The organism is Pseudomonas sp. JQ170C (genome assembly GCF_035581345.1).
Classification (GTDB): domain Bacteria; phylum Pseudomonadota; class Gammaproteobacteria; order Pseudomonadales; family Pseudomonadaceae; genus Aquipseudomonas.
The window spans coordinates 3,028,886-3,050,521 of record NZ_CP141608.1; the positions used below are offsets into that span (position 1 = coordinate 3,028,886).

Here is a 21,636-nt window from a genome sequence, read left to right on the forward strand (position 1 = left end):
CACAGTCGTGATGCCAGGGCCCAGTGGGCAACCTGCTGCGAATCCTAGGGGGGTTTACCAATACGTCACATGCCCGGGGGCGTCGTTGTGATTGACCGAAATGGGCACTGGCAGGAACGAAGTCAGGAAACCCTGCGTTCCGAGGTGCTGGTGCGGCGATAGGCGCCGGGGCTTACCCCGGTCCACTTCTTGAAGGCGCGGTGAAAGGCACTGGTTTCCTGAAAGCCTGCCTGCGCGGCGACTTCGCAGACCGTCAGGTCCGATTGCCCGAGAAAGTTGATGGCCATGTCGCGCCGGAGGTTGTCCTTGAGCCCCTGGTAACTCTCGCCTTCGGCCTGCAAGCGCCGCTGCAGGGTGGAGCTGGACATGCTCAGTTGATTGGCGATTTCATCCAGCGCCGGCCAGTCTTCCGGGCGGTGGTTGCGTAGCCGCTGCCTGACTTGGGCACTCAAGCTGGCATCGTTGCGGTACTTGACCAGCAGGCTGGCCGGCGACTCCCTGAGGAAGGTCGCCAGGCTCTCGTGGGTCTGGACGACCTTGAGCTTCAAGAAACAAGGATCAAAACGTGCGACAGTTACCGGCGCACCGAACTCGATGTGCTCGCAGAATCGCATCCGGTAGTCACTGTCATCAATGGGACGCGGCGTGCGAAAACTCAACGCCTGCAATGGAATACGACGGTTACCCAGCCAGCACAACAGGCCATGCACGAGGATCAGCCAGGTGCCGTAGCTGAACAGCCGGCGCTCGATGCCATGGTCATGGATGATGATCTGCGCCGAATTCCCCTCTATCTGCAATTCGCCATACAGATCGTCCAGCCCCAGGCGCAGGAACGCGAGTATCCGCCGCAGCGCCTGTTCCAGCGTCTCACACCCCATGGTTGCATGGCACATCAAGCGAAAGCTGCCGCGTCGCAAGGGATGGCTGTCGATAGCAAAGAACTCATCGTCGAGCATGTCGGACAACGCCACCCATAGCCTTGAGAAAGCGGCAGCTGACACCCGCGCATTGGGGGACGTCAGCAATTGCGGGTCGATACACGCCTGCTGCAGGGGGAGGGCAGTACAGAGCCCCCGCTGGGCCGCTCCATAAAGGGCTTCACGCACAAGGCTGATGGAGGTGGTTCCCTTATAGGCAGCGAGCATTGCGACGTCTCCATCCGTTGATTCAAGCCGGAAGGAAACTTACCAGATGGCCGTGAACGGCGGGGCGCACATTTTTGCATATGCGCCAAGCGTTTAAGGGGTAGGGCAGTAGGCAACCTGATTAACGATAATACTGAGTAACGTTGTGCATCTCGGCATCTTGAGGCGTGTATTGGTCGGGTCTTTTTTTAATACGCTGCCACGCACGTTGATGGACGTCCGGATGAATACCCAGGAAAGGGGCACTGTCCGCAGACAATACCGGCACCACCACACTCACCCCACTGCGGTATTCATAATTGAATGTTCGCGGAATCAGCCCGGAATAGTGCTGCGTGTATTCGATACTCTTAAACCCTGCTGCCTTCAAGACAGCAATGATCTGCATACCAATGTAGGTGGACGGGGTGGAGCACCGCAAGCGTGACAAATGACCATCGCCGCCGAATATCTTGATGCGAGTGCGGCTGGAACTCATGTCGGCGCGATAGATTGCCGTGAGCATCCGATTGATATTGTGCTTTAACTGCTTGTCAGTATCGAAGTGAGCGCACACCAGCTTTCCAGCGGTTGCGTCTTCTCCATACAGGCCGATACAGGTTTGTATGGCGGGCATGGAGAGCGACAGATTTTCGGTAGGGAAGACACCATAACTTCCTTGCATGATGACAGCGCGCATGACATTCGTATCCTTTTTGAATGGTTTGATTTACTGCATTTATCCCGCGGCAGGGACTGTACCTGAGAGGCTTTCAGGCATGGCTAGGAAATGTCCTATTTTCAAGGGGTTGAGGCAGGTGCGAGGGGTGGCGTGATGATGAGAGGAGCGGGATATATTGGACTTTATTGAGGTAGGCTGGATATAACTCAACTAAATAGTCATTTAGTTGAGCTAAAAAATCTGACTGCAAATAACCCCCGTAAAGAGTAGGGCGACCTGCTGAATTCTAACCACGCCATGCAAAGAAACGTCGGTAGGCACTTTCCGCGTTTGATTTTCGCACAAGCCTGATTACGTCATCCATCCCCATCGTCCTTGCGCTGTGGTGCATACCTGTTTCTCGCAACCAGAACAGACTCGCTTTACGGAACCCTGAGTCAGGCGAGACTTCATGTCCACTTTCGGTAAGCCGATCAATGACAACCTGACATACAGTCCGGAATAACTCTCTCGCATGAGCTGAGCTTATCGAACCTTTCCCACGAATTTTCCCGAACAACAATGTGTGATCACGCTCCAATGGAAGGGATTTTTGGCCGAGTTTTTCACGATAACGATTCACATACTTAGCTACGAACTCTGGATGGATTTTCCATGCTCGATTGCCCGGGAAATTGTCCTCCACTAAATCGTAAGTTCCATCGCGCATGAGCCCCAGCGCACTGAACGTTAGTTTATTCCCTAAGCTGTCGATCTCAGATGGCTGCATCCTAAGATAATAAACTGACGCCATCATGAGTAGCGTACGTTCATTTTGGATGTCCTCATCCGCCATGTCGCCGAGCGTCAACATCAAGACCGCGAACTCTTCATCAGTGAAAATATTCGCACCTGTGTGAATAGGAAGACTTAAAGCGTAGAAGCCGGCAGCGTGTAGCCTTCGCGCAGGGTTGACTGCTATAAGTTCACTGTAGTGCAGATGCAGAAAAAAAGTCGCAACCACTGACCACTGTTTAGCGAGCGCGCCTCTACCAGCTATGTACGTTAAGCGGATACCGTCTTCCCCAATAGGCGGCTGATCAAAGCTAAACGGACGCCAGGCGGGGTTAAATCCTATTGCCTGTCTCAGGTTGCCAAGTGTAAATCGCCGACAAGACTTATCTGCCACCCAAGAGTCCGGGGGAGATGTGCAGAAACTCATAAATGCTTGAAGGTCGCCTTCATTCAAATCGGTTATAGGTTTTTTTGCCTCCAAAATGCTCCAGAGCAAAAGTCGCTCGATATACCTTCGGTAGTTCGAATAGCGCGTAGATTCGGCATGTTCAATCAAAAACTGCTTCACCAGCAGGTAGCTTTTTGTCGGCAGACTGCTAGCCGGGCATCGGTTAAGATACTCCTTAACTACAGGGAGCTCGCCATCAAATGTGTCTGGGTCTAGCCGTTCAAATTCTTGTAGCGTCTCGAAGCAAGGGCGGGATATTGATTCCATGTTTTCTTCTACCAGTTATTTCTGAACTTCAGTCGCGATTTTTCAATCCCAATTTTCTAAGCGAGTACGAGCGTTTGTCCTCGTAGCTGCTGTAGTAGATATCCTGCGTAGTGGCCAAGTTGTTGTGACGTAGATCCATCTGTAAGTCCTTGGCGTCTCGCCAGGGGGCATCAAGTGTCGCCGCCGTATGCCTTAGCCAGTGAGTGGAGGCCAGTTGCAGAGCCACGATCTCGCCCGGCTGACGACCTTCGCGTATCATCTCATCAACGGCTCGGTCGAACAGTTCCTGGATAATCGAATGAACCATTCGAGTGGATAACCCTGGACGACCATTCAAGGTCGCAATCAGAGGGGCCTGTTCATTAGGTAGTGGCAGTTCAGACAGCCCCATGAACCGCCGATAGCGCTTTAGGTACCGATCAATGTATTCCGGCCTAACCGCTACCTTGGCGGCTTTGTCACCCTTACCAATGAGGTGGAACCACCAGTTGCCTTCATGATCTGCCTTGAATGAGCCCATCGTGGGCTGCCAATTCACCCGACCACAGACATCTGAAACGCGTAGGTACATCGAGAACAACGTTGCGGCGATGAACAGGGTGCGCTCATAGCGCTCAGGAGCCGTTGCTGCCATTTTTTCAGCGGTGGTCAGCACGAAGTCCCATTGAAGAGGCGTGAGGGCGCGTCCGGTTTGCTCCATTGAGCGCGACGCTTTGAAGCGCGACTTCTGTTTGATCGCTCTGAAGGGATTCGCCGACGTCAGGCCCTCATCGAGACCGTATTCGTACAAGCTGCTGCAAACCGAGAAAACCTGGGAAATACTCCCTCGGGATGCCTGGTACGGAACGCCGGCACCCGGGCCGTCAAGATCAGCGGTATCAGGCGTGCGATTCGCTGTCTTCACCGAGAATGGACGCCAGCGTGGATTTGGGCACAGCCCTGAATCTTTGTCTGACGCCTGGATCAGAAACCTGCTGCGTGTCACGGGGCCAAGCCAGCCCGTGGGTGGATTCGTGCAGAATTCCAAAAAAGTTTCGGCGTCTGTGCGACGAAGCTCCATGAGGGGCTTCTTTCTGATCAACAATGCCCAAAGCAGCAGGCGCTCGGCATGGGTGCGATACGAAACGAATGTCGCCTCGACGCTGGAGTATGAACGCAGAAAACCACTGACGGCTTCGAAACCGTCTATGGGTTTTAGCAGCGCATCAAAGTTAGCCAGATAGTTCATCACCAGCGGAAGGCTTGGGTCGGGCTCATCGCGAGCGTGGTTGATGAATTCTTTATAGGTGTTAAACAGCGGATGTGGGCTCAACATCTCGCCATCCTTCTTTGAATGCTGGATTGCAGACTTCCGATTCTGGGAGTTATCGGAAGTAGGGGACTTACCCTTCCGTTTTTTCGAGGCGAGCGCGTCCGTCTGCCTGGATGAATCACTCATCACCTAGCCCTAACCATTTGATCGATGGCATGTAGGTTATACACAGCAAGCCTGGCTTTGCAAGTGCCACTTTTCAAGGGCTCAATAATGGCCAGGCAACTAACGACGCTTTAGTTATATATTGAGAGTTTTTATCTAATCGGGACTAATAAATTCCGACCGCACGGCTGCGCGCACCAAGCCGTGCGGCCCCAAGCTTGAAGCGCCCATCTCTTGAGATGGCGCCACTAGCGCTTTAGATGGATAGTTGGTCTTCACGCAAGCCATAACCTAGGGGTCACTTTTAAAATATTCACCCATTTTTAAAAGTGTTTAGCTGCGCCGCCCCGAAAATACGGATGCACGGAAGTGAATCGCCATAGTTAGCGGGCCTGATCAGTTTTAAAAGTTTCGGTCAGTTTTAAAAGTTTATTTTTTTGTGTAGAGAGCACCTTCAGAACAACCAGTTGTCAGCCCACGGAAAAGACTCTTGAAACCCAAGCCTATTAGTGATTTATAATGAAGCTTCTTCGAAGCTTCAGTCTTGAAGCCGTCTTTAAATAGTCTCCTTCCGCGTATATAGCGCTGTTCTAGGCGCTTGAATCTTCCCTGAGTTGACATATTGGTCGCTCGCTCCAATGCCTATCCACGCTGCGCACGCCGGTGTTGTTAGCCCTCAACCAGGCTTAGCCTTCACGGCGCAGTAGCTTCCAGGTTACCGCCTTGATATTCGACCTTTCTGGATCATCGTGCACCGGCGTTTGAGACTGGAACGATCTGACGGCGAGCGATTGAGCCTATGCGGCCAGGCACGTGTTTCGAGCGCTATTTCAGGTCTCAGCAAATCGCAAACCATCGTATTCATTGAGCTACTGGCGTGGTCACCTTTAAAAGTTTCAAGCATTTTTAAAAGAGGTCTCGCATCCTGGCGCTTTGTTGCACTGAACGAACCTGCTCGAAATGGGCGCTTACCAGGACGCATGGAAGCCTTTCTGCGCTGCATACCGCGTCTCGATCCCACAGAAAATGGCCAAACCATGGGTTATGGCCGATGCCGCCAGATTTAAAAAGCGCTGAAATGGTGATCTCCGAAGGTTTGATTGCTCGCGAAGGCCCGGCCTACAAGGCTTTCGAGGTGGAAACTCTAGGCGCCACCTTAGGCGCCATCTTTAAGGGAGGGCCACAACGCCACTGGAGTTGCTGCCGAATTCCGGTCAGGTGTCCCTGGGACAGTGAGCCAAAGCTTCAAATCTGACCACCACCGGCCCCCGTGCCTCTGTAGGAAGATTCGCATAATGTATATTATGTTAAATTATATGTCACGGCGCCCTCACTTGTATCCGCATTCAGTGATCCCCCGGTACCGACCATGATCGAAGTCGGTGTGGCCAAACCCATGGCGCATGGGCAAGCGATAATCAGCACCGCTACAGCATTGACCAGGATCGCTGCCGCCTGCCACGTGGCATAGCGCTACAGCGCTACAGGTATTCGTGTAAGCCTGTGCGGGAGCCTATGCCAGGGTCCCGCGCGCATCACCCGCGTCTTGCACCCTGCGGGTTATGGCTGCCCGGGTAATGCTCTAATGCGTCTATCCTTGCGCATCCGATCAACAGCCACATCAGTAATTGACAGCTTGGCTAATCGCGTCACTTCCACGGCAAGCTGTACGCCTTTAACACCTGCTAGGCACTCTAAAAACCCGCTCATCCAAGGCACCCCGGCCTTGTCGCGGCACGTACGCGCCCCGAATCCCCGCCACTCAAAGGTTTAGAAAAACTATCCTGAAAGCTCAGGAGATATCGTTTTTCCTTTTGCAAATAGCTCAATAGTATCCGGACACCACACGCTATCAGGCTTTAGCAAATCTTACCTTTAGACTGGGAAAATCATGTCCACGACATCTGTCATCCAAGCACCCCCTCGATACCGGCACGCTGCGCATTCGATTAAGCCTGGCTCATGCCAGAAGCCCATCCTGAGCCGAGGCAAATCATGAGCACTCAATCCCATCGTGCCCCACGCTTCTCTAAACCGCTGGCACTGACACTCCTCGCCCTGCTCTGCGCTATCGGCGGGCTCTATCTCTATGACAATCATCGCAAGCAAGCCGCTGAAGAAGCCGCGTTGGCGACCGGGGAAGCAGATCCAATTCCGGTGGAAGTAGCCTCGGTTCGCAGCGAGGTGTTGCCGGCTACGGTGATGACCATTGGAACAGTGGTTGCCGATCATCAAGTTCTGGTCGCTGCCGAGGTCGACGGACGCATCACCAAAGTGCATTTCACCAGCGGCCAGACCATCACCGCCGGCACACCCTTGGTTCAATTGAACGACGGGCCACTGCGCAGTGAGCTCGAACGTCGCCGGGTGGCCTTGCGCCTGGCCCAGACCCACCTTGAACGCGCCAAGCGCTTGCACGGCCAGACCATGTCCAGGGCCGAATTCGAACAGCACGTAGCGGCCTATGACGAAGCCCGAGCACTGGTTGCTCAATCGGAAGAGGACATATCCCAACGCCTGGTGCGTGCCCCGTTCACCGGGGAGCTTGGCTTGCGACGCATCAACCTTGGCCAGTACGTGGAAGCGGGTACCCCGATTGCCACGCTAACTGACAACCGCGTGTTGCACATTGATTTCACCGTCCCCGAACGCCATCGCGCAGCGCTGAAGACCGGCCTGCAAGTGCGAGTCAAAGGTGATGGCGACAGCGGCAAGACCATGGCCGGGCAAATCTCGGCAATCGACCCGCAGGTGGATAAGGAAAATCACGCCATACGCGTGCGCGCCACGCTGCGCAAAGAGGCACAGGGCACCCTGTGGCCAGGGAAATTTGCCCATGTTGCACTCGAACTGAGCCCCGGCCCCGCCGTCACCACCATCCCTACCGTGGCGCTGGAGTCATCGTTGTCCGGCGAGCGCATTTATGCCCTGCGAAAAACCGATGGCGCACTGCGCGCCCAGCTGGTTTCAGTACGTACGGGCGCGCAATCGGACAGCCGGACCGAAGTGCTGGGCGGCACCCTCAATGAAGGGGATCTGGTGGTAGTGGCCGGCCAGATCAACCTGCAGGACGGCGCCCTGGTTGCGCCCCGTCAACCCGAAGCGCTCGCTTCAGGGACCGATACTGTCGGGTCCTACATCGGTAAAAAGGAATAGACCGCCATGGCTTTCACCGACATTTTCATTCGCCGCCCGGTGTTGACGCTGGCGTTTGCCCTGCTGATTGCCCTGGTGGGCATTCGCGCATTGATGGACCTGCCGCTGCGTCAGTACCCCAAAATTGAAAGCGCCGTGATCACCGTCACAACTGAGTACCCCGGTGCCCCCGCAGACCTGATGCAAGGGTTCGTCACCACCACCCTCGCCCAAGCAGTTGCCACCACCCAAGGCGTGGAGTACTTGAGTTCATCCTCGGAGCAGGGGTTGAGCACCATTACCGCCTACCTGCGCCTGAACGCTAACTCAGATGCGGCGCTGACCGAAGTACTAGCCAAAGTCAACGAGGTGCGCTACCTGCTCCCCGAAGAAGCCTACGACCCCGTCGTCGTGCGCCAGGCTCCCGGTGCGATTGGGGTTATTTACGCCGGTTTCAGCCCTCAGCAAGGCGAACCGCTGACCGGCATCACCGACTACTTGATGCGCGTTGCGCGACCGATGCTGACCACCGTCGAAGGCGTTGCAGCAGTCAACGTGCTGGGCGGCCAGAACCTGTCGATGCGTATCTGGCTCGACCCGTTGCGCATGGCGGCTCACGGCATCACCGCTGGCGACGTTGACCGCGCCATCGAAGAAAACAACTATCAGGCAGCCCCCGGCCAGATCAAAGGCGCGCTAGTGGTTGCCAACGTTCGTATCGACACCAACCTCAACACGGTGGAAGGATTCAAGCGGCTGGTGGTGAAGAAGGGTGAAAGCCTGGTCCGCCTCGAAGATATTGCAACGGTCGAAATCGGCACGCAAAGCCGCGACCAGATCACCGGCATGAACGGTGACGCAGCGGTGTACCTCGAGGTAATGGCAACGCCAGGGGGTAACCCGCTGACTATTTCACGTCAGGCCAGACAGGTACTCGACAAACTGAACCTGCCACCTGGGGTGAAGATGGCCATCCCCTACGACGTCACCGTGTTCATTGATGCGGCGATTGACAACGTACTGGTCAAGTTCGTGATTGCCGGCCTGGAAGTGGTACTGGTGATCTTCCTGTTCTTGGGCTCAATGCGCGCGGTCGCCGTGCCTGTGCTGAGCATCCCGCTGTCGCTGCTCGGCGCTGCCGCCATCATGCTCGCCCTGGGCTTCAGTCTCAATCTACTGACACTGCTGGCCATGGTTCTGGCCATCGGCTTGGTGGTCGATGATGCAATTGTGGTGGTGGAGAATGTCCATCGACGCATGGAAGAAGGCGAATCTTCCTTGCAGGCAGCCAAGAACGGCGCTCGTGAAATTGCTGGCCCAGTGTTAACCATGGCGGCAACCCTGGTTGCAGTCTATGCGCCGCTGGGCCTGATCGGTGGACTGACCGGCGCACTGTTTAGCGAGTTCGCCTTCACCTTGGCAGCCGCCGTCGCAGTATCAGCAATCGTCGCTCTCACCGTCTCTCCGACGGTGGCTTCCAAGCTGCTCCAGCATGACTCACCCAGTCGTTTTGCGCGCATCGTCGAGTCCATCACCAACCGCCTGGTGAGTGCTTATGACCGCTTGCTGGGCAAGGTCCTCAAGGATGTTCGCTTAGCGCTGATGATTGGCCTGGGGGCAATGCTGAGCCTGCCCGTGCTGTTCAACGGCCTACAATCGGAGCTGGCCCCAGCCGAAGACCAGGGCGAAATCGTCGTCGACATGAAAGCGCCGCAAGCCAGTAGCCTGGAGTTTCTTGAAGCCCAGGCCAAGCGCGTCGAGGCAACCTTGCTGGCAATACCAGAAACCGGCACTGTCTACATGGTGGCAGGTGTAGGCGCCTCGTTGAACAAGGGCTGGGCCGGGGTAATGCTAAAACCTTGGGGTGAGAGAGAACGTTCGGCGGAAGAGATCATGGCCGAGCTGCAGGGCAACCTGGCTTCTGTGGAAGGCATTGCAGGTTCGGCCTTTCTGCCTGCCCCCCTGCCGGGATCTGTGGGTGGATTCCCCGTGCAACTGGTCGTGACGTCTGCAGCCAAGCATGAGGACGTCTACGAAAACATGGAGAAGGTCAAGGCCGCCGCTCGGAACAGTGGGTTGTTTGCCTTCGTCGACTCCGACCTGACCTTTACCAACCCCACCGTACTGGTTCGTGTCGACCGCTCCAAAGCCCATGACCTGGGCCTGGATATGAAGGAAATCGGCGACACCTTTGCCCGCCTGGTGGGCGAGTCCTATGTCAACCGGTTCGGTGCCCAAGGCCGCTCCTACGATGTTATTCCACAAGCGCCGCGAGACCAGCGCCTGACAGCGGAATTTCTCGAAAGCTACTACATCCGCACAGCCAGCGGCGGGCAAGTGCCAATTTCCACAGTGATCACGCTGGAGCAAGGGGTCGAGGCCAACGCCCTTACCCAGTTCAATCAACTCAACAGTTCGACCCTGGTAGCGATTCCAGCGCCTAACGTCACCCTCGGCCAGGCCGTGGCGTTCCTACAGCAACAAGCAGCCAAGTTACCAGCGGACTACCAGCATGACTTCCTGGGTGAATCACGCCAGTACTTGCAGGAACAGGGTGGCTTTGCGATTACCTTCGCCTTTGCCCTGGCCTTCATTTTCCTGGTGCTGGCGGCTCAGTTTGAAAGCGTGCGCGACCCGCTGCTGATCCTGACCACCGTCCCCCTCGCTGCTTGTGGTGCGCTGACGGCGATGTTCTTCGGCTTCGCGACGCTGAACATCTATACCCAGATCGGCCTAGTAACGCTGATTGGCTTGATTGCCAAGCACGGAATCCTGATCGTGGAATTTGCCAACGCCGCACAACGCAACTTGAACCTGGACCGGGTCGAGGCCGTACAAGCCGCCGCCCGCATTCGCCCGATCCTGATGACCACTGCAGCAATGATTGGCGGGCTGCTACCGCTACTGTTCGCCAGCGGCGCAGGCGCGGGCAGTCAACGCTCGATCGCGGTAGTGCTGGTGGCAGGCCTGATGGTCGGCACCTTGTTTACCTTGTTCGTCCTGCCAGCGGTGTACGCCCGCTTTGGCCGACAGTTAGCCAACAAACAACCGCAGGCGAACGAACAACCGCTGCATGCAACCCCTGACCACCTCTGACCTATGCACTCAGGAACGCTCAGCGAAAAGGATACCCAATGACAACCCTTAATAAGACGCTCGCCCTCCACTACACGCGAGTACCGATGACCTTGAGTCTGCCGTTCGCCCTGGTGATTCTCAGCGGCTGCTCGCTCACACCCGATTACTCAGCGCCTGACGAACCCGGAAGCTGGGTATACAAGGAAGCACCAGCACTTGCGCAGAGTCAGGTGGGCTCCTGGAAGCAGGCGCAACCGGCTGAAGAGCAACTCCGCGGCCAGTGGTGGCGAGTGTTTGGCGACCCGCGCCTCGATCAGTTGGAAGAACAGGCAGCACTGGCCAACCCGGGATTACAGGCCGCTGCTGCCCGACTCAAGCAATCACGCGCACTGCAGCGCGATGCATGGGCAGAGAAAATGCTACGCGTCGACGCCGCGTCCGGGCCGTCGCGCCAGCGCGAATCCCCGGCCTCCCAGGGCCTGCCCGGCGGCGGCTCAGCCAATACCTTCACGCTTTGGCGCGCAGAGCTGGGCATCAGCTACGAAGTCGATTTGGTCGGACGGGTCGACGCGCAAGTCGGAGCAGCCACTGCTGAGATGGAGAAAAGCGGTGCACTGTATCGAACCGTGCTACTGGCGCTGCAGGCCGATGTTGCCGAACATTACTTCCAGATTCGCGAGCTGGACACACAGCTGTATGTCTATCGGCGCACCCTGGAATTGCGCAATGACACTTATCGCCTGATCAAGCATCGCCACGACAATGGCGATGCCGGCGAACTCGATTTAGTGCGCGCGCGCAGTGAACTCGAAGCCGCACGCTCAGAAGCCCTGGGTGTCGAGCGCGAGCGCGTCTCAGCAGAGCACGCTCTTGCTGTTTTGCTAGGGCTTGCGCCGGCGAAATTCAGCCTCGAACCCCAGTCACTTGGCGCAAAGGACATCGACATCCCTCCCGGCTTGCCTTCTTCACTGCTTGAACGTAGGCCGGATATCGCCGCCGCAGAGCGTTCCATGGCAGCCGCCAATGCGCGCATCGGGATAGCCAAAGCGGCGTTCTTTCCGAAGCTGGAGCTCACCGCCTCGGGGGGCTTCGAGTCCAACGAACTGGGCAATCTGTTCGAGTGGTCCAGTCGAACGTTTCTGCTCGGCCCACTGGCTGGCGCCGTCATGACACTGCCATTGTTCGATGGCGGGCGACGCCAGGCGGGCGTGGACTACTCACGTGCAGCCTACGAGGAGGACGTGGCCCGCTATCGGGAAGTGGTACTCAAGGCGTTCGCAGAAGTCGAAGACAATCTCGCACTCCTGCGCATTATGGGCGAGCAGAGCCGTGCGCAGCAGATAGCGCTGTCAGCGTCAGAGCGAGCAGCACAGCTTTCCCATCTGCAATATCGCGAAGGCTCACACACCCAACTCGACACCATTGATGCCGACCGCACCATGCTCACCCAGCAACTGGCCAGCGCTCGCCTCAATGGGGACAAAGCGCGCTCGACCGTGCGTCTTATCCGGGCCCTGGGTGGCGGCTGGGAAGACGCCCAGCAAAGGCAGCAGAGCATTGTCAGCAACACCCGAGGGGAATGACCGAACGCCGCTCCGGTCAACAACTGGGGCGGCTCTCTCAGCTCACAATGCAGGCAGCGTCGATATACTTTGGGCCTCGGCAACGATCCAGTCGACGAACGCTTGCACTTCTGGACGCTGCCTGGCATCAGGACGGGTGACTGCGTAATAGGCGAAGCGTGAAGGCCAGGGCTTGTCCAAGGCCACAACCAATCCTCCGGCATCAATGTCTTCCTGGGCATGGGTGTCCTGGACCAGGGCAATTCCCTGCCCCGCTGCTGCCGCACGTAGCAGCAACAGGTCCTCTTCAAAGCTCATCCCACGCCGTCCCTCGTCCCCCACTTGCACGCCATGGGCTTGCAACCACAGCACCCAGTCAGCTCGATCACCATCCTGCAGCAGGGGATAATTGAGGCAATCGACCGGCTCACGAATCAAAGGCCCTTGGGCGAGTAACTGTGGGCATGCAACCGGTAACAATACCGGCGCCATCAACCGAATCGACTCCAACCCCTTGTAGTTGCCCAGCCCGTGTCGCAACGCTAACTCCTGGTGATCAAGGACTGATGTCCGTCTAGAGTACATTTGTACTCCAGCACCAATAGACGTTTGTACAGAGTGATACACGACAGCCCTTTCCGGACATATCCCGGATAAAGCCCGTTGGCACCATGGCGCTTCAAACCGCGGTGGCATCCCGCACGCCGCGTTCAAGCTGTGGAGCCACCCATGAACCCTCCCACCGAAAACGCCAACCTCAAGGGTTGGCGATTGTTCTTCCTGCTTTCATTGCTGGTGCTGATCGTCACTTCGCTCGCCCTATGGGCCCAACCACAGTGGCTGGAGGCGCTGCGCAGCGCGATCCGCACCACGGCACGTACTTCATTCGTGCTGTTCCTCGCCACCTTCCTCGCGTCATCTCTGGCAGTTCTGGTGCCGAGTAGTTTCACCCGCAGACTATTGAGCGAACGGCGCTTTCTGGGCCTGGCCTTTGCCTTTTCCCACGCCGTTCATGCGGTGCTGATATTCCTCTATGTGAAGTTTTTCCCAGAAACCTTCTGGCATGGCCGTAGCGCTGCCGCGAACATTCCCGGTTCCATCGGTTATGTATTCATCATCTTGCTGACCATCACGTCCTTTCCCGCTGCGGTGAAGATGCTCGGCGCCCGGCTTTGGAAAGGTCTGCACAGCACCGGCAGTTGGGTGATTGCCGGGGTGTTCTTCCTGTCGTTCTACAAGCGCATTCCCTTGGGTTCCTGGTACCCGCTGGGCTTTGCACTGATCTTCAGCGCCATTGCCTTCAAGCTCATCGCCAAGCTGGCCGTACGCATGCGCCGAATCGCCCGCCCGGCCGTGATCGCGCAGCGAACGGGCGTCGTTGGCAATGTAGACAAACAGAACGCGCAGACGATCATCCATCGGACATTTCCTCGGTCTGTTGGAGGTCTCCACCCGCTTGGACTTCCCTCCCCCTCGGCAATTTCTGTAAGGAAAATTTAATCCGCTGGGTGGCCAGGCCGACGACAGAACGCAAAAAGCCGGGTACAGCTGCAACGCTGCGCGCGCTCAAGCGCTGCATTGAGCAGCACCTGACGCGCAGCGGTATTCAGCCAAGGGTTCGGCGTGCACGAGCCTGCTGGCTCGCTCCAGTGCTTTGGCTCAAGCGCCGGCGACCAGTTTGGCAGCCACGAGCGCCTCGCCGGTCCGTCCATAGACATCCTCCAGGCGCTCGATGTCGTCCTCGCCCAGGTAGCTGCCGGACTGCACCTCGATGATCTCCAGCGGGATCTTGCCGGGGTTGGCCAGACGGTGCACCGAGGCGATCGGGATGTAGGTGGACTGGTTCTCGGTCAGCAGGAACACCCTGTCGTCACAGGTCACCCGGGCGGTGCCGGATACCACGATCCAGTGCTCGGCGCGGTGGTGGTGCATCTGCAGCGACAACTGCGCGCCGGGCTTCACGGTGATGCGCTTGACCTGGTGGCGAATGCCGTTGTCCACCGAGTCGTAGCAGCCCCAAGGACGATTTACCGCACAATGGCTCTGGGTTTCCGTGCGCCCCTGCAGATCCAGGCTATTGACCAGTGCCTTGACGTCCTGAACCGAATTCTTGTGGGCGATCATCACGGCATCCTTGGTTTCTACTACCACCAGATCGTCCACGCCGACCAAGGCCACCAGCTTGCCGCTGCTGTGTACAAAGCTGTTGCGGCTGTCGTGGCTCATCACATCGCCCTTGAGCACGTTGCCAGCCTGGTCCTTTTCATGCACTTCCCACAGGGAGGACCAGTTGCCCACGTCGTTCCAGCCGGCGGCAAGCGGCACCACGCAGGCGTGGGAGGTCTTCTCCATCACCGCGTAGTCGATGGAGTTGTCCGGGCAGCACTCGAAGGCGTCGGTATCGATGCTCATGGCATTGCCGAAGCGATGACTGCGCTCCATGGCCAGCGCACAGGTGTCATAGATGTCCGGCGCGTGCTTGAGCAACTCGTCCAGGTACCGGCTGGCACGGAACAGGAACATGCCGCTGTTCCAGTAATAGCCACCCGCGCGGACGAGCTCGCGGGCCAGTTCTGCATTGGGTTTCTCAACGAAGTGGCTGACCCGGTAGGTGCCGGGATAGGCGCCGCCGGCGTCACCTGCGCGGGTCGCCTTGATGTAGCCGAAGCCGGTATCGGGACGCGCGACCGGGACGCCGAACAACACCATCTCCCCTTCTTCGGCCGCCCCGCGCGCCACTTCCAGTGCCTGGTGCAGCGCTGGCGTGTCTTCGATCACATGGTCGGCCGGCAGCACCAGCATCAGCTCGTCGCGACCTTCGGCCAGCAGTTGCAAGGCAGCCATCGCCACGGCTGGCGCGGTATTGCGGCCGAAAGGTTCGAGCAGTGTCGAGTGCCCCTCGACGCCGATCGCCTTTAGTTGCTCGTTGACGATAAAGCGGTGCTCATGGTTGCACACGATCAGCGGGCTCTGCATACCTTCAAAGGCCAGGCGCTGCAGGGTCTGCTGGAACAGCGAGAGCTCGCCGGTCAGGGCGAGGAACTGCTTGGGGTACTGCTTGCGCGACAGGGGCCACAAGCGGGAACCACTGCCACCAGAAAGGATTACCGGAATCATGGGAGACGCCTCCATTAAAGTTCCATTTCAAATTCATACGTGTCCCCGCCGAGGCCGTGCCTCGGAAAACCGGGAAATTGGATGCATCGATGCAATCAGGGGTTGAACAGCTGGGTGACATTCCCTCCTAGCCGATAGGTCTCCAGGGGTTCCAGGGATCGCCGCCAGGCGTCGGTCTCGGCCGAGCAGCGATAAAGTGTGCAATAGGGTTCCAGCCAGGCGAACTTGCCGTCCTCCTGCAAATCTTCCAGCTCCTGCAGGTAGCCGGTCCGGGCCTGGAAAAGGCGTGGGTTGTGCACGCCCGTTTCGACCCGCCGGGCGAGCCGCTGCAAGGCGCCGCCGTTGACGCCACGCAGGTCTACTCCATTGGCCTGGGCGAATGCCGAGATCATCATCAGCGGCCCCAGGCTGTAGTTGTGGTAGGCCAGTGCCCGGGTGTGCCGGGACAGTTCCAGCGGCAGGTAGCCCTCGACGTCGACCTGCTCCACGCCATGGCGGTACTGCTCTACCGCCCAGTCGAACAGGTCCTGGCGGTCGAGCACCACGGCACTTGCCATCACCGCCCAGGCGGCCCAGTACTGGTGGTTGTTACGCCGCTCGCGCGGTTGCTCGTTCCAGTCCTGCACCACCTGGTCGGCGAGCCGGGCGAACCACTGCTCGATGGCGCGCGTTTCGGCCTCATGCCCACGCAAGGGTTCGGAGCCGGAGAACTGCAGCCGCAGATAGGCGGCGGACAGACTTCCCAGCGCCCATTTGCGCACCGACTTGCCGGTGTGGTTGTAATTTCGGCTGAGCAGCGCGTCGGCTTCGGCCCATGTGTTCAACCAGGCCAGGGCGCAGTCGGCGTATTCCTGGCGGCCGTCCTCCAGATACTTGCCGACCAGTTTGTTCACGCCGCTTTCCAGCGCACGCACCTCGCCGGTCAGCCGCTTGTAGCGCGCCGCGGCCTGCGGGTTCAGCTTGTCCCTGGCCGAGTCCGAGCCTTCGTACTTGCTCGGAAACTGCAAGTCACCCGTGTAGGGCTCGGGTGCCCCGGCACAGGCCGGTTTCTTGCCCGTGGGGGGCGGCGCGGCCAGGTAGTAGCCGCTGGGCGGCACCAGGCGGGCACCAGCGTTGTCTTCCAGGGGCTTGCTGCAGCCGGCGACCAACAGCAGGCCCAGGCCGGTCAGCGCCATCCGCGAACAGATCAGGCTGGGTTTCATAGCCATTCCTCAGTTGGTCGCGACCGGACGCTTGACCCAGGCCGGTGACAGCTTGTCGGCGGAACCGGTGACGAACAGGCTGACCACTTCGCCGCGCTCCAGCACCAGCGGGTCAAGGTCACGAATCTTGCGGTCGCCGGCGTACAGCGTCAGGCGCACCTTGACCGGGTTGATCTCGCGCTCGCCTCGGGCGTTGGCCGATACCGGGCGGATGACCTCGGTACGACCGTCGGCGGTTTTGATCGACAAGGCGGTGTCAGAAAGATTCTGCAGGCGCAGCAGCGACTTCTGGCGATTCTTGAACGGCGGCTCCTCCACCAGCTCCAGCTTTCCACTCGGCATCTGCACCAGTGTGTAGTAGCGCTCGGCGTCGAGCTTCACGGCCAGGCTCTTGCCGTCCGCGCTGGCGGTGTAGCTGCCGGCCGGCAGAAAGGCGAAATCGCTGCTGCTTTTGGCGCCCAGGTCGTTGATGCGGACAGGGCCGAGGTTGGCGTCAAAACTGCTGCTTGCGGCGTTGAAGCCGCGCACGAAGGCCGAGCCGTTCGGTGCCGCCGGACCGTAGAGCGCCGCTTCGTCAGCCATCGCCCACGGGGCGGACAGGCCAAGCAGCAGGCTGCCCAGGCGCAGGGTGTAGGACATCGAGGAAAAAAGGGACATACAGGTTCTCCTAAGGTTGAGGGCCAGTGGCGGTTTGCAGCGCTGCGCGGCTGGCCGCTTTCTCGTCGTTGCGCAGCCGGGCGAGCCAGGCCGCGTCGAGCTTGGACAGGTCGCTGGGTAGCATCAGATAGCGCTCGGGAAACTCCCAGATCACCAGGCGCAGCCCGGCGAGCTCTTTATCCCCCTGTTGCAGCAGGTTCAGCATGGGCACCAGCGGGCCCCTGCCCTCCTCGGCGTAATTGAGCAGATCGCTGCCCAGGGCCTGTTTCAGGGCACCGGCGAAGTTCCAGTTCGCGTTGGCGCTGTAGCTGGTCCCGACCAGGGCGATCGCCGGTTGGGCGTCGACGAACAGCGCATCCTCGGCGCTCTCCTCCTGCCCCTCGGCGGCCCGGGTCAGGCGCAGGCGCAACTGCTCGGCCGGTAGCTGCCGGTCGGCGAAGTACGGCTCCAGGGGCAGGAAACTCAGCAGGTCACCTTTGTGCTCCCGGCTGTCGACAGCCTCGGTGACGAAGGTCTGGTCGCCATGCTGCCAGATACCCTGCCGCGCCAGATGCTCCGCCAGACTCCTGGCCGCGACCTCTGCGCCGAACGGAGTCCAGTGGGTATCGGTGCGCAGGAACACCGGTTCCTGCGCCTTCGCCTCCCGCAGGGCAGGCAACAGATCCGGCCCGTTCACCCCGGTTTGGCGCATCATCTCGTGGGCCTTTGGGTACAGGCGCTGCTGGGCCAGCGCGGGGCGATCGTCGTTCAGATGCTCCGGATAGAGCCGGGCCTTGGCTGGCAGGAGCGCCAGCACCAGTGTTACCCCACGACGCTCGAGTTCCAGCCGTACCGCGTTCACCAATCGCCAGTTGTCCTGCAACTGATCGGGTTGGGTCGCAGGCTTGAACTCCTCGTCCGAGAAGAGCCAGCCGTCCTGGCCGATGACCACGCCCTGGCGGCCTTCGCCGAACAGCGTGTAGCTCGCCAGCGCCCAGAGGTTGGTGCCCAGTTGCTTGACCGGGAATTCGGCGTCGTAGTGCTTCTCGAAGGCCTGCGTCAGTTTGCCGTCCAGCACGCTGGTTTCGCTGGCTGCGGAAAAGCCCAATACCGCGCGCAGCGACCACAGGCACAGCGCCAGCAACAAACTGCAGAAAAGCAGGCTGTAGAGCAGGTTCAGGGTTCTGTTCATCGTCGGTTCCCCTCAGAACTGGAAATACAGGAAGGGCGAGAAGCTTTGCGCCGAGAGCTTTAACACCGAGACGGTGAACAGCAGCAGCACGGCAGTGTGGAAGGCCACGGCGCCGATCCGCAGACGCGCCACGGCGGCGCTGCCGTTGGCGTTGATGGCGATGCCGTCGTGGTCTTCACGGATGCTGGCTTTGGGCGCGCCGGCCAGTGGCTGGGCGTGGAACTGGCGGATGCCGAAGATGGCCAGCACGACATAGGCCAGCACCAGGGTGGCGATCTGCAGGCTGGTGAGCTGGGCGCGCAAGAGTTCGGAGAGCTGCCAGTCGGCAAAGCTGAACATGGCCGCGTACATGCGCCAGGCCACGTCGAGGTTCTCGGCGCGGAAGATCACCCAGCCGATCACCACCAGCAGGAAGGTGAAGGCCCACTTCAGCGGGTAGAGCACCCGTGGCGCGGCGTCCACGCCCAGGGCACGCTCAATGGCCAGCCAGGCGCCGTGCCAGGCGCCCCAGAGGATGTAGGTGAAGTTGGCGCCGTGCCACAGGCCGCCCAACAGCATGGTCAGGAACAAGTTGCGGTAAGTCTGGAAGGTGGTGCCGCGGTTGCCGCCCAGGCTGATGTACAGGTAGTCGCGCAACCAGGTGGAGAGGCTGATGTGCCAGCGTCGCCAGAACTCGGTAATCGACTGGCTGATGTACGGCTGGTTGAAGTTCTCGATGAAGCGAAAGCCCATCATCAGACCGAGGCCGATGGCCATGTCGCTGTAGCCGGAGAAGTCAAAGTACAGCTGCGCGGTGTAGGCCAGCGCGCCAAGCCAGGCGTCGCCCATGCTGGGGTCGGAAAGCGCAAAGCAGTGGTCGGCGATGGGCGCGATGCTGTCAGCAATAAAGACCTTCTTGATGAAGCCTTGCATGAAGCGCGTACAGCCTTCGGCGAACTTGTCCACCGTGTGGGTACGGTGGTTGAACTGGTCCACCAGGTCGCGAAAGCGCAGCACGGGGCCGGCGATCAGGTGCGGAAAGATCGCCACGAACGCGGCGAAGTCGATCAGGTTGCGGGTGGCCGGGGTGTCGCCGCGGTACACGTCGATGATGTAGCTGATGGACTCGAAAATATAGAACGAGATCCCGATCGGCAGCAGGATGTGCGTGAGCACGAAGGGCTCCATGCCGAACGAGGTAATGATGGCATTGAGGCTGTCGACGCCGAAATTGGCGTACTTGAAGTAGCCGAGGACGCAGAGGTCCACCGCCACGCCGAGGAGCAGCCATTTCTGCGCCGTTTTCGTGCGCACCCCGGCCGCGCCGATGCGCAGGCCGATCCAGTAGTTGAACACGGTCACCACCGCGAACAGCGCCAGAAAGTCGATGCGCCACCAGGCATAGAAGATGTAGCTAGCGACCAGCAACAGCAGGTTTCGATAGCGCGTCCCGACCAGGTAGTACAAGCCGAGGAAAATCGGCAGGAACAGGAACAGGAACACGTTGGAAGAAAAGACCACGCCCTCAATCTCCGTTTGAATGATCATCGTTGCCCTGAGGAGCCCATGCGCCAAGCACAACCCGGCGCAAGGCGCCCTCGGGTCAATTGGCCTTGGCTTGCATCACGTTTTCAGGTTTGTCCGCCCTGCGGCAGATCTTCGCTTCGACCTGCAGGCCCTGGGGCATGTCTGCCGGCATGTCGATTTCAAGGGAGAGCAGCGTCTGCCCTGCCCACTCGGCGTCCTCACGCAAGCGAAAAACAAAGCGGCCGTTGGGCTCGACTTCCCGTGCCCGGCTGATCAACAGGTTTTCCCTGGAGCCGGTCATGTACCAGATGGTGCTGCGCAACTCATTGATCACGGGTTTGCTGAACTGGATCTCGACGACGGAGTCCTCACTGCGGATCGGCTTGACCCCGGTGTTGACCAACACCTCGTTCTTGCCGGGCCGCAGGGCCATCTTCTGGCCCAGGGTCGCCGCTACGTTCCGGCAACCGTTATCCAGCAGGGGCATGACCTGGCGGTAGAACGTCGCCATGGCCAGGTCGTAATAGCTGTTGACCTCCCAGATGAGCACCTTCGGCGGCTTGTGCTGGAAGTCCTGGCTGCCGAGGTACTGCAGCATGGCACTGTGGAAGCCACCGCCTGTCACCGAGCGGTTGTCGACGTCGACGCGGGCGTACTGCTTGAGGAAACCGTCGAAGTTGTACTGCGCGGAACTGAAACTGGTGCCAACCAGCACCACATCGGGCGTTTCGGTATCGCCAAACAGCTCGGCGCTCTCCTCCTTGGGCTCGGTCACTGCGCGAGTGAAATACTCGTTGGCGTAACCACTGCCACAGATTTTGCCGAATGCCTGGTTAAGGGAGCCGACCTTGTACAGGTTACCTTCCGTGCGCGTGGCAAACTCCTTGCGCGCAATCCCCATGAAGACGTCCGACTTACTCAATTCAGCGGCCAGCAATTGCGCGGCCAGCTCAGCACCTTGCGGGGTCCAGTGGTTGTCGCGCTTGAAGAAGAATTTGCTGCGCACCTCGGCCGGATGGGCCAGCAGCGCGGAGAGGTCCGGCACACGTATGCCCAGGCCGCGCAGATGCTCGATGGTCGCCAGGTAATTCTTGCGCGACAGTTCGGCATTGAAGCTGCTGCGGTCCTGGGGGCGGAGCATTTCAGTGACGAGCAGGCCACGGGGTGGCAAGTAGACCATCACCAGCTCCACGCCCCTGGCTTTGAGCGCATCACGCAGATCCTCTAGCAGCTTGAAACCCTCGGGCGTGGTCCCGATGTTGGTCATGAAGTCGATCTTGCTGCGAAACAGCCAGTCCTCCTGCCCCTGCACCAGTTGGCGGAAATCGCCCAGATCACCGGGGTAGCTGCTGTCCTGCAGCGCCTGCGGGCAGATCTGGCAGCAGCGCTCGATCGCGTATTGCGGCGCCTCGGCGGCCAGGCTCAGGGAACTGGCGAAAAGCGTCGCAACCGCTGCGGACATCCGCCAGGCCTGGGCGAAGCGGCTCATTGAA

General features: G+C 59.2%; 14 protein-coding genes and 2 pseudogenes. 4 read left to right on the plus strand and 12 right to left on the minus strand.

Annotation, left to right across the window (positions count from 1 at the left end; all coding sequences use genetic code 11):
* Positions 1-122: 122 nt before the first annotated feature.
* From U9R80_RS13955 to U9R80_RS27330, 5 genes and pseudogenes are all read right to left on the minus strand, one after another.
* Complete coding sequence (locus U9R80_RS13955; protein WP_301837687.1) at positions 123-1,148, minus strand: AraC family transcriptional regulator; 1,026 nt, start codon at positions 1,146-1,148, stop codon at positions 123-125.
* Between the two features lie 121 nt (positions 1,149-1,269).
* Positions 1,270-1,827 (minus strand): hypothetical protein, encoded by a 558-nt coding sequence (locus tag U9R80_RS13960; RefSeq protein WP_301837686.1) that lies wholly within the window; start codon positions 1,825-1,827, stop codon positions 1,270-1,272.
* Between the two features lie 268 nt (positions 1,828-2,095).
* Entirely contained in the window at positions 2,096-3,298 is a 1,203-nt protein-coding gene (locus U9R80_RS13965; RefSeq protein ID WP_301837685.1) for a hypothetical protein, read from the minus strand.
* Between the two features lie 28 nt (positions 3,299-3,326).
* Positions 3,327-4,613, minus strand: a complete 1,287-nt coding sequence (locus U9R80_RS13970) for a tyrosine-type recombinase/integrase (RefSeq protein WP_301837683.1) — start codon at positions 4,611-4,613, stop codon at positions 3,327-3,329.
* A 1,458-nt stretch (positions 4,614-6,071) separates the two neighbouring features.
* Positions 6,072-6,158, minus strand: a pseudogene (locus U9R80_RS27330) (P-type ATPase); the annotation flags it as partial.
* A gap of 552 nt (positions 6,159-6,710) precedes the next feature.
* Between U9R80_RS27330 and U9R80_RS13975 the strand changes: the two are divergent.
* Genes U9R80_RS13975 through U9R80_RS13985 form a run of 3 tightly spaced genes read left to right on the plus strand, consistent with a single transcriptional unit; the run spans position 6,711 to position 12,511 of the window.
* On the plus strand, positions 6,711-7,871 hold the full coding sequence (locus U9R80_RS13975; RefSeq protein ID WP_301837682.1) for an efflux RND transporter periplasmic adaptor subunit: 1,161 nt from the start codon (positions 6,711-6,713) through the stop codon (positions 7,869-7,871).
* A 6-nt stretch (positions 7,872-7,877) separates the two neighbouring features.
* A complete protein-coding gene (locus tag U9R80_RS13980; RefSeq protein ID WP_301837681.1) occupies positions 7,878-10,946 on the plus strand; it encodes an efflux RND transporter permease subunit in 3,069 nt (1,022 codons plus the stop codon).
* Positions 10,947-10,984: 38 nt separating this feature from the next.
* The gene (locus U9R80_RS13985; RefSeq protein ID WP_301837680.1) at positions 10,985-12,511 is read left to right on the plus strand and encodes an efflux transporter outer membrane subunit; all 1,527 of its coding nucleotides are present in this window, start codon (positions 10,985-10,987) and stop codon (positions 12,509-12,511) included.
* A gap of 42 nt (positions 12,512-12,553) precedes the next feature.
* Here U9R80_RS13985 and U9R80_RS13990 read toward each other — a convergent pair whose 3' ends face one another.
* Positions 12,554-13,030, minus strand: a complete 477-nt coding sequence (locus U9R80_RS13990) for a LysR substrate-binding domain-containing protein (protein ID WP_301837679.1) — start codon at positions 13,028-13,030, stop codon at positions 12,554-12,556.
* Between the two features lie 189 nt (positions 13,031-13,219).
* Between U9R80_RS13990 and U9R80_RS13995 the strand changes: the two are divergent.
* Positions 13,220-13,837 (plus strand): annotated as a pseudogene (locus U9R80_RS13995) (hypothetical protein); the annotation flags it as partial.
* 312 nt (positions 13,838-14,149) lie between these two features.
* Here the strand turns inward: U9R80_RS13995 and U9R80_RS14000 are convergent.
* From U9R80_RS14000 to U9R80_RS14025, 6 genes are all read right to left on the minus strand, one after another.
* A complete protein-coding gene (locus tag U9R80_RS14000; protein WP_301837678.1) occupies positions 14,150-15,607 on the minus strand; it encodes a mannose-1-phosphate guanylyltransferase/mannose-6-phosphate isomerase in 1,458 nt (485 codons plus the stop codon).
* 95 nt (positions 15,608-15,702) lie between these two features.
* Positions 15,703-16,809 carry a mannuronate-specific alginate lyase gene (locus tag U9R80_RS14005; RefSeq protein WP_442964909.1) on the minus strand — a complete coding sequence of 369 codons (1,107 nt, stop codon included), beginning with the start codon at positions 16,807-16,809 and terminating at the stop codon, positions 15,703-15,705.
* 9 nt (positions 16,810-16,818) lie between these two features.
* On the minus strand, positions 16,819-17,466 hold the full coding sequence (locus tag U9R80_RS14010) for an alginate O-acetyltransferase AlgF (protein WP_274113784.1): 648 nt from the start codon (positions 17,464-17,466) through the stop codon (positions 16,819-16,821).
* A gap of 10 nt (positions 17,467-17,476) precedes the next feature.
* The gene (locus U9R80_RS14015) at positions 17,477-18,637 is read right to left on the minus strand and encodes an alginate O-acetyltransferase (RefSeq protein ID WP_301837677.1); all 1,161 of its coding nucleotides are present in this window, start codon (positions 18,635-18,637) and stop codon (positions 17,477-17,479) included.
* A 12-nt stretch (positions 18,638-18,649) separates the two neighbouring features.
* Positions 18,650-20,137, minus strand: a complete 1,488-nt coding sequence (locus tag U9R80_RS14020) for an MBOAT family O-acyltransferase (protein WP_301837676.1) — start codon at positions 20,135-20,137, stop codon at positions 18,650-18,652.
* 82 nt (positions 20,138-20,219) lie between these two features.
* Entirely contained in the window at positions 20,220-21,632 is a 1,413-nt protein-coding gene (locus U9R80_RS14025; protein WP_301837675.1) for an alginate O-acetyltransferase, read from the minus strand.
* Positions 21,633-21,636: the final 4 nt, after the last annotated feature.

Excerpts from the sequence above, each read along its gene's own strand:
- U9R80_RS13955 (WP_301837687.1), bottom strand. The coding sequence starts at position 1,148 with ATGCTCGCTGCCTATAAGGGAACCACCTCCATCAGCCTTGTGCGTGAA.
- U9R80_RS13960 (WP_301837686.1), bottom strand. The coding sequence starts at position 1,827 with ATGCGCGCTGTCATCATGCAAGGAAGTTATGGTGTCTTCCCTACCGAA.
- U9R80_RS13965 (WP_301837685.1), bottom strand. The coding sequence starts at position 3,298 with ATGGAATCAATATCCCGCCCTTGCTTCGAGACGCTACAAGAATTTGAA.
- U9R80_RS13970 (WP_301837683.1), bottom strand. The coding sequence starts at position 4,613 with ATGTTGAGCCCACATCCGCTGTTTAACACCTATAAAGAATTCATCAAC.
- U9R80_RS13975 (WP_301837682.1), top strand. The coding sequence starts at position 6,711 with ATGAGCACTCAATCCCATCGTGCCCCACGCTTCTCTAAACCGCTGGCA.
- U9R80_RS13980 (WP_301837681.1), top strand. The coding sequence starts at position 7,878 with ATGGCTTTCACCGACATTTTCATTCGCCGCCCGGTGTTGACGCTGGCG.
- U9R80_RS13985 (WP_301837680.1), top strand. The coding sequence starts at position 10,985 with ATGACAACCCTTAATAAGACGCTCGCCCTCCACTACACGCGAGTACCG.
- U9R80_RS14000 (WP_301837678.1), bottom strand. The coding sequence starts at position 15,607 with ATGATTCCGGTAATCCTTTCTGGTGGCAGTGGTTCCCGCTTGTGGCCC.
- U9R80_RS14005 (WP_442964909.1), bottom strand. The coding sequence starts at position 16,809 with ATGAAACCCAGCCTGATCTGTTCGCGGATGGCGCTGACCGGCCTGGGC.
- U9R80_RS14010 (WP_274113784.1), bottom strand. The coding sequence starts at position 17,466 with ATGTCCCTTTTTTCCTCGATGTCCTACACCCTGCGCCTGGGCAGCCTG.
- U9R80_RS14015 (WP_301837677.1), bottom strand. The coding sequence starts at position 18,637 with ATGAACAGAACCCTGAACCTGCTCTACAGCCTGCTTTTCTGCAGTTTG.
- U9R80_RS14025 (WP_301837675.1), bottom strand. The coding sequence starts at position 21,632 with ATGAGCCGCTTCGCCCAGGCCTGGCGGATGTCCGCAGCGGTTGCGACG.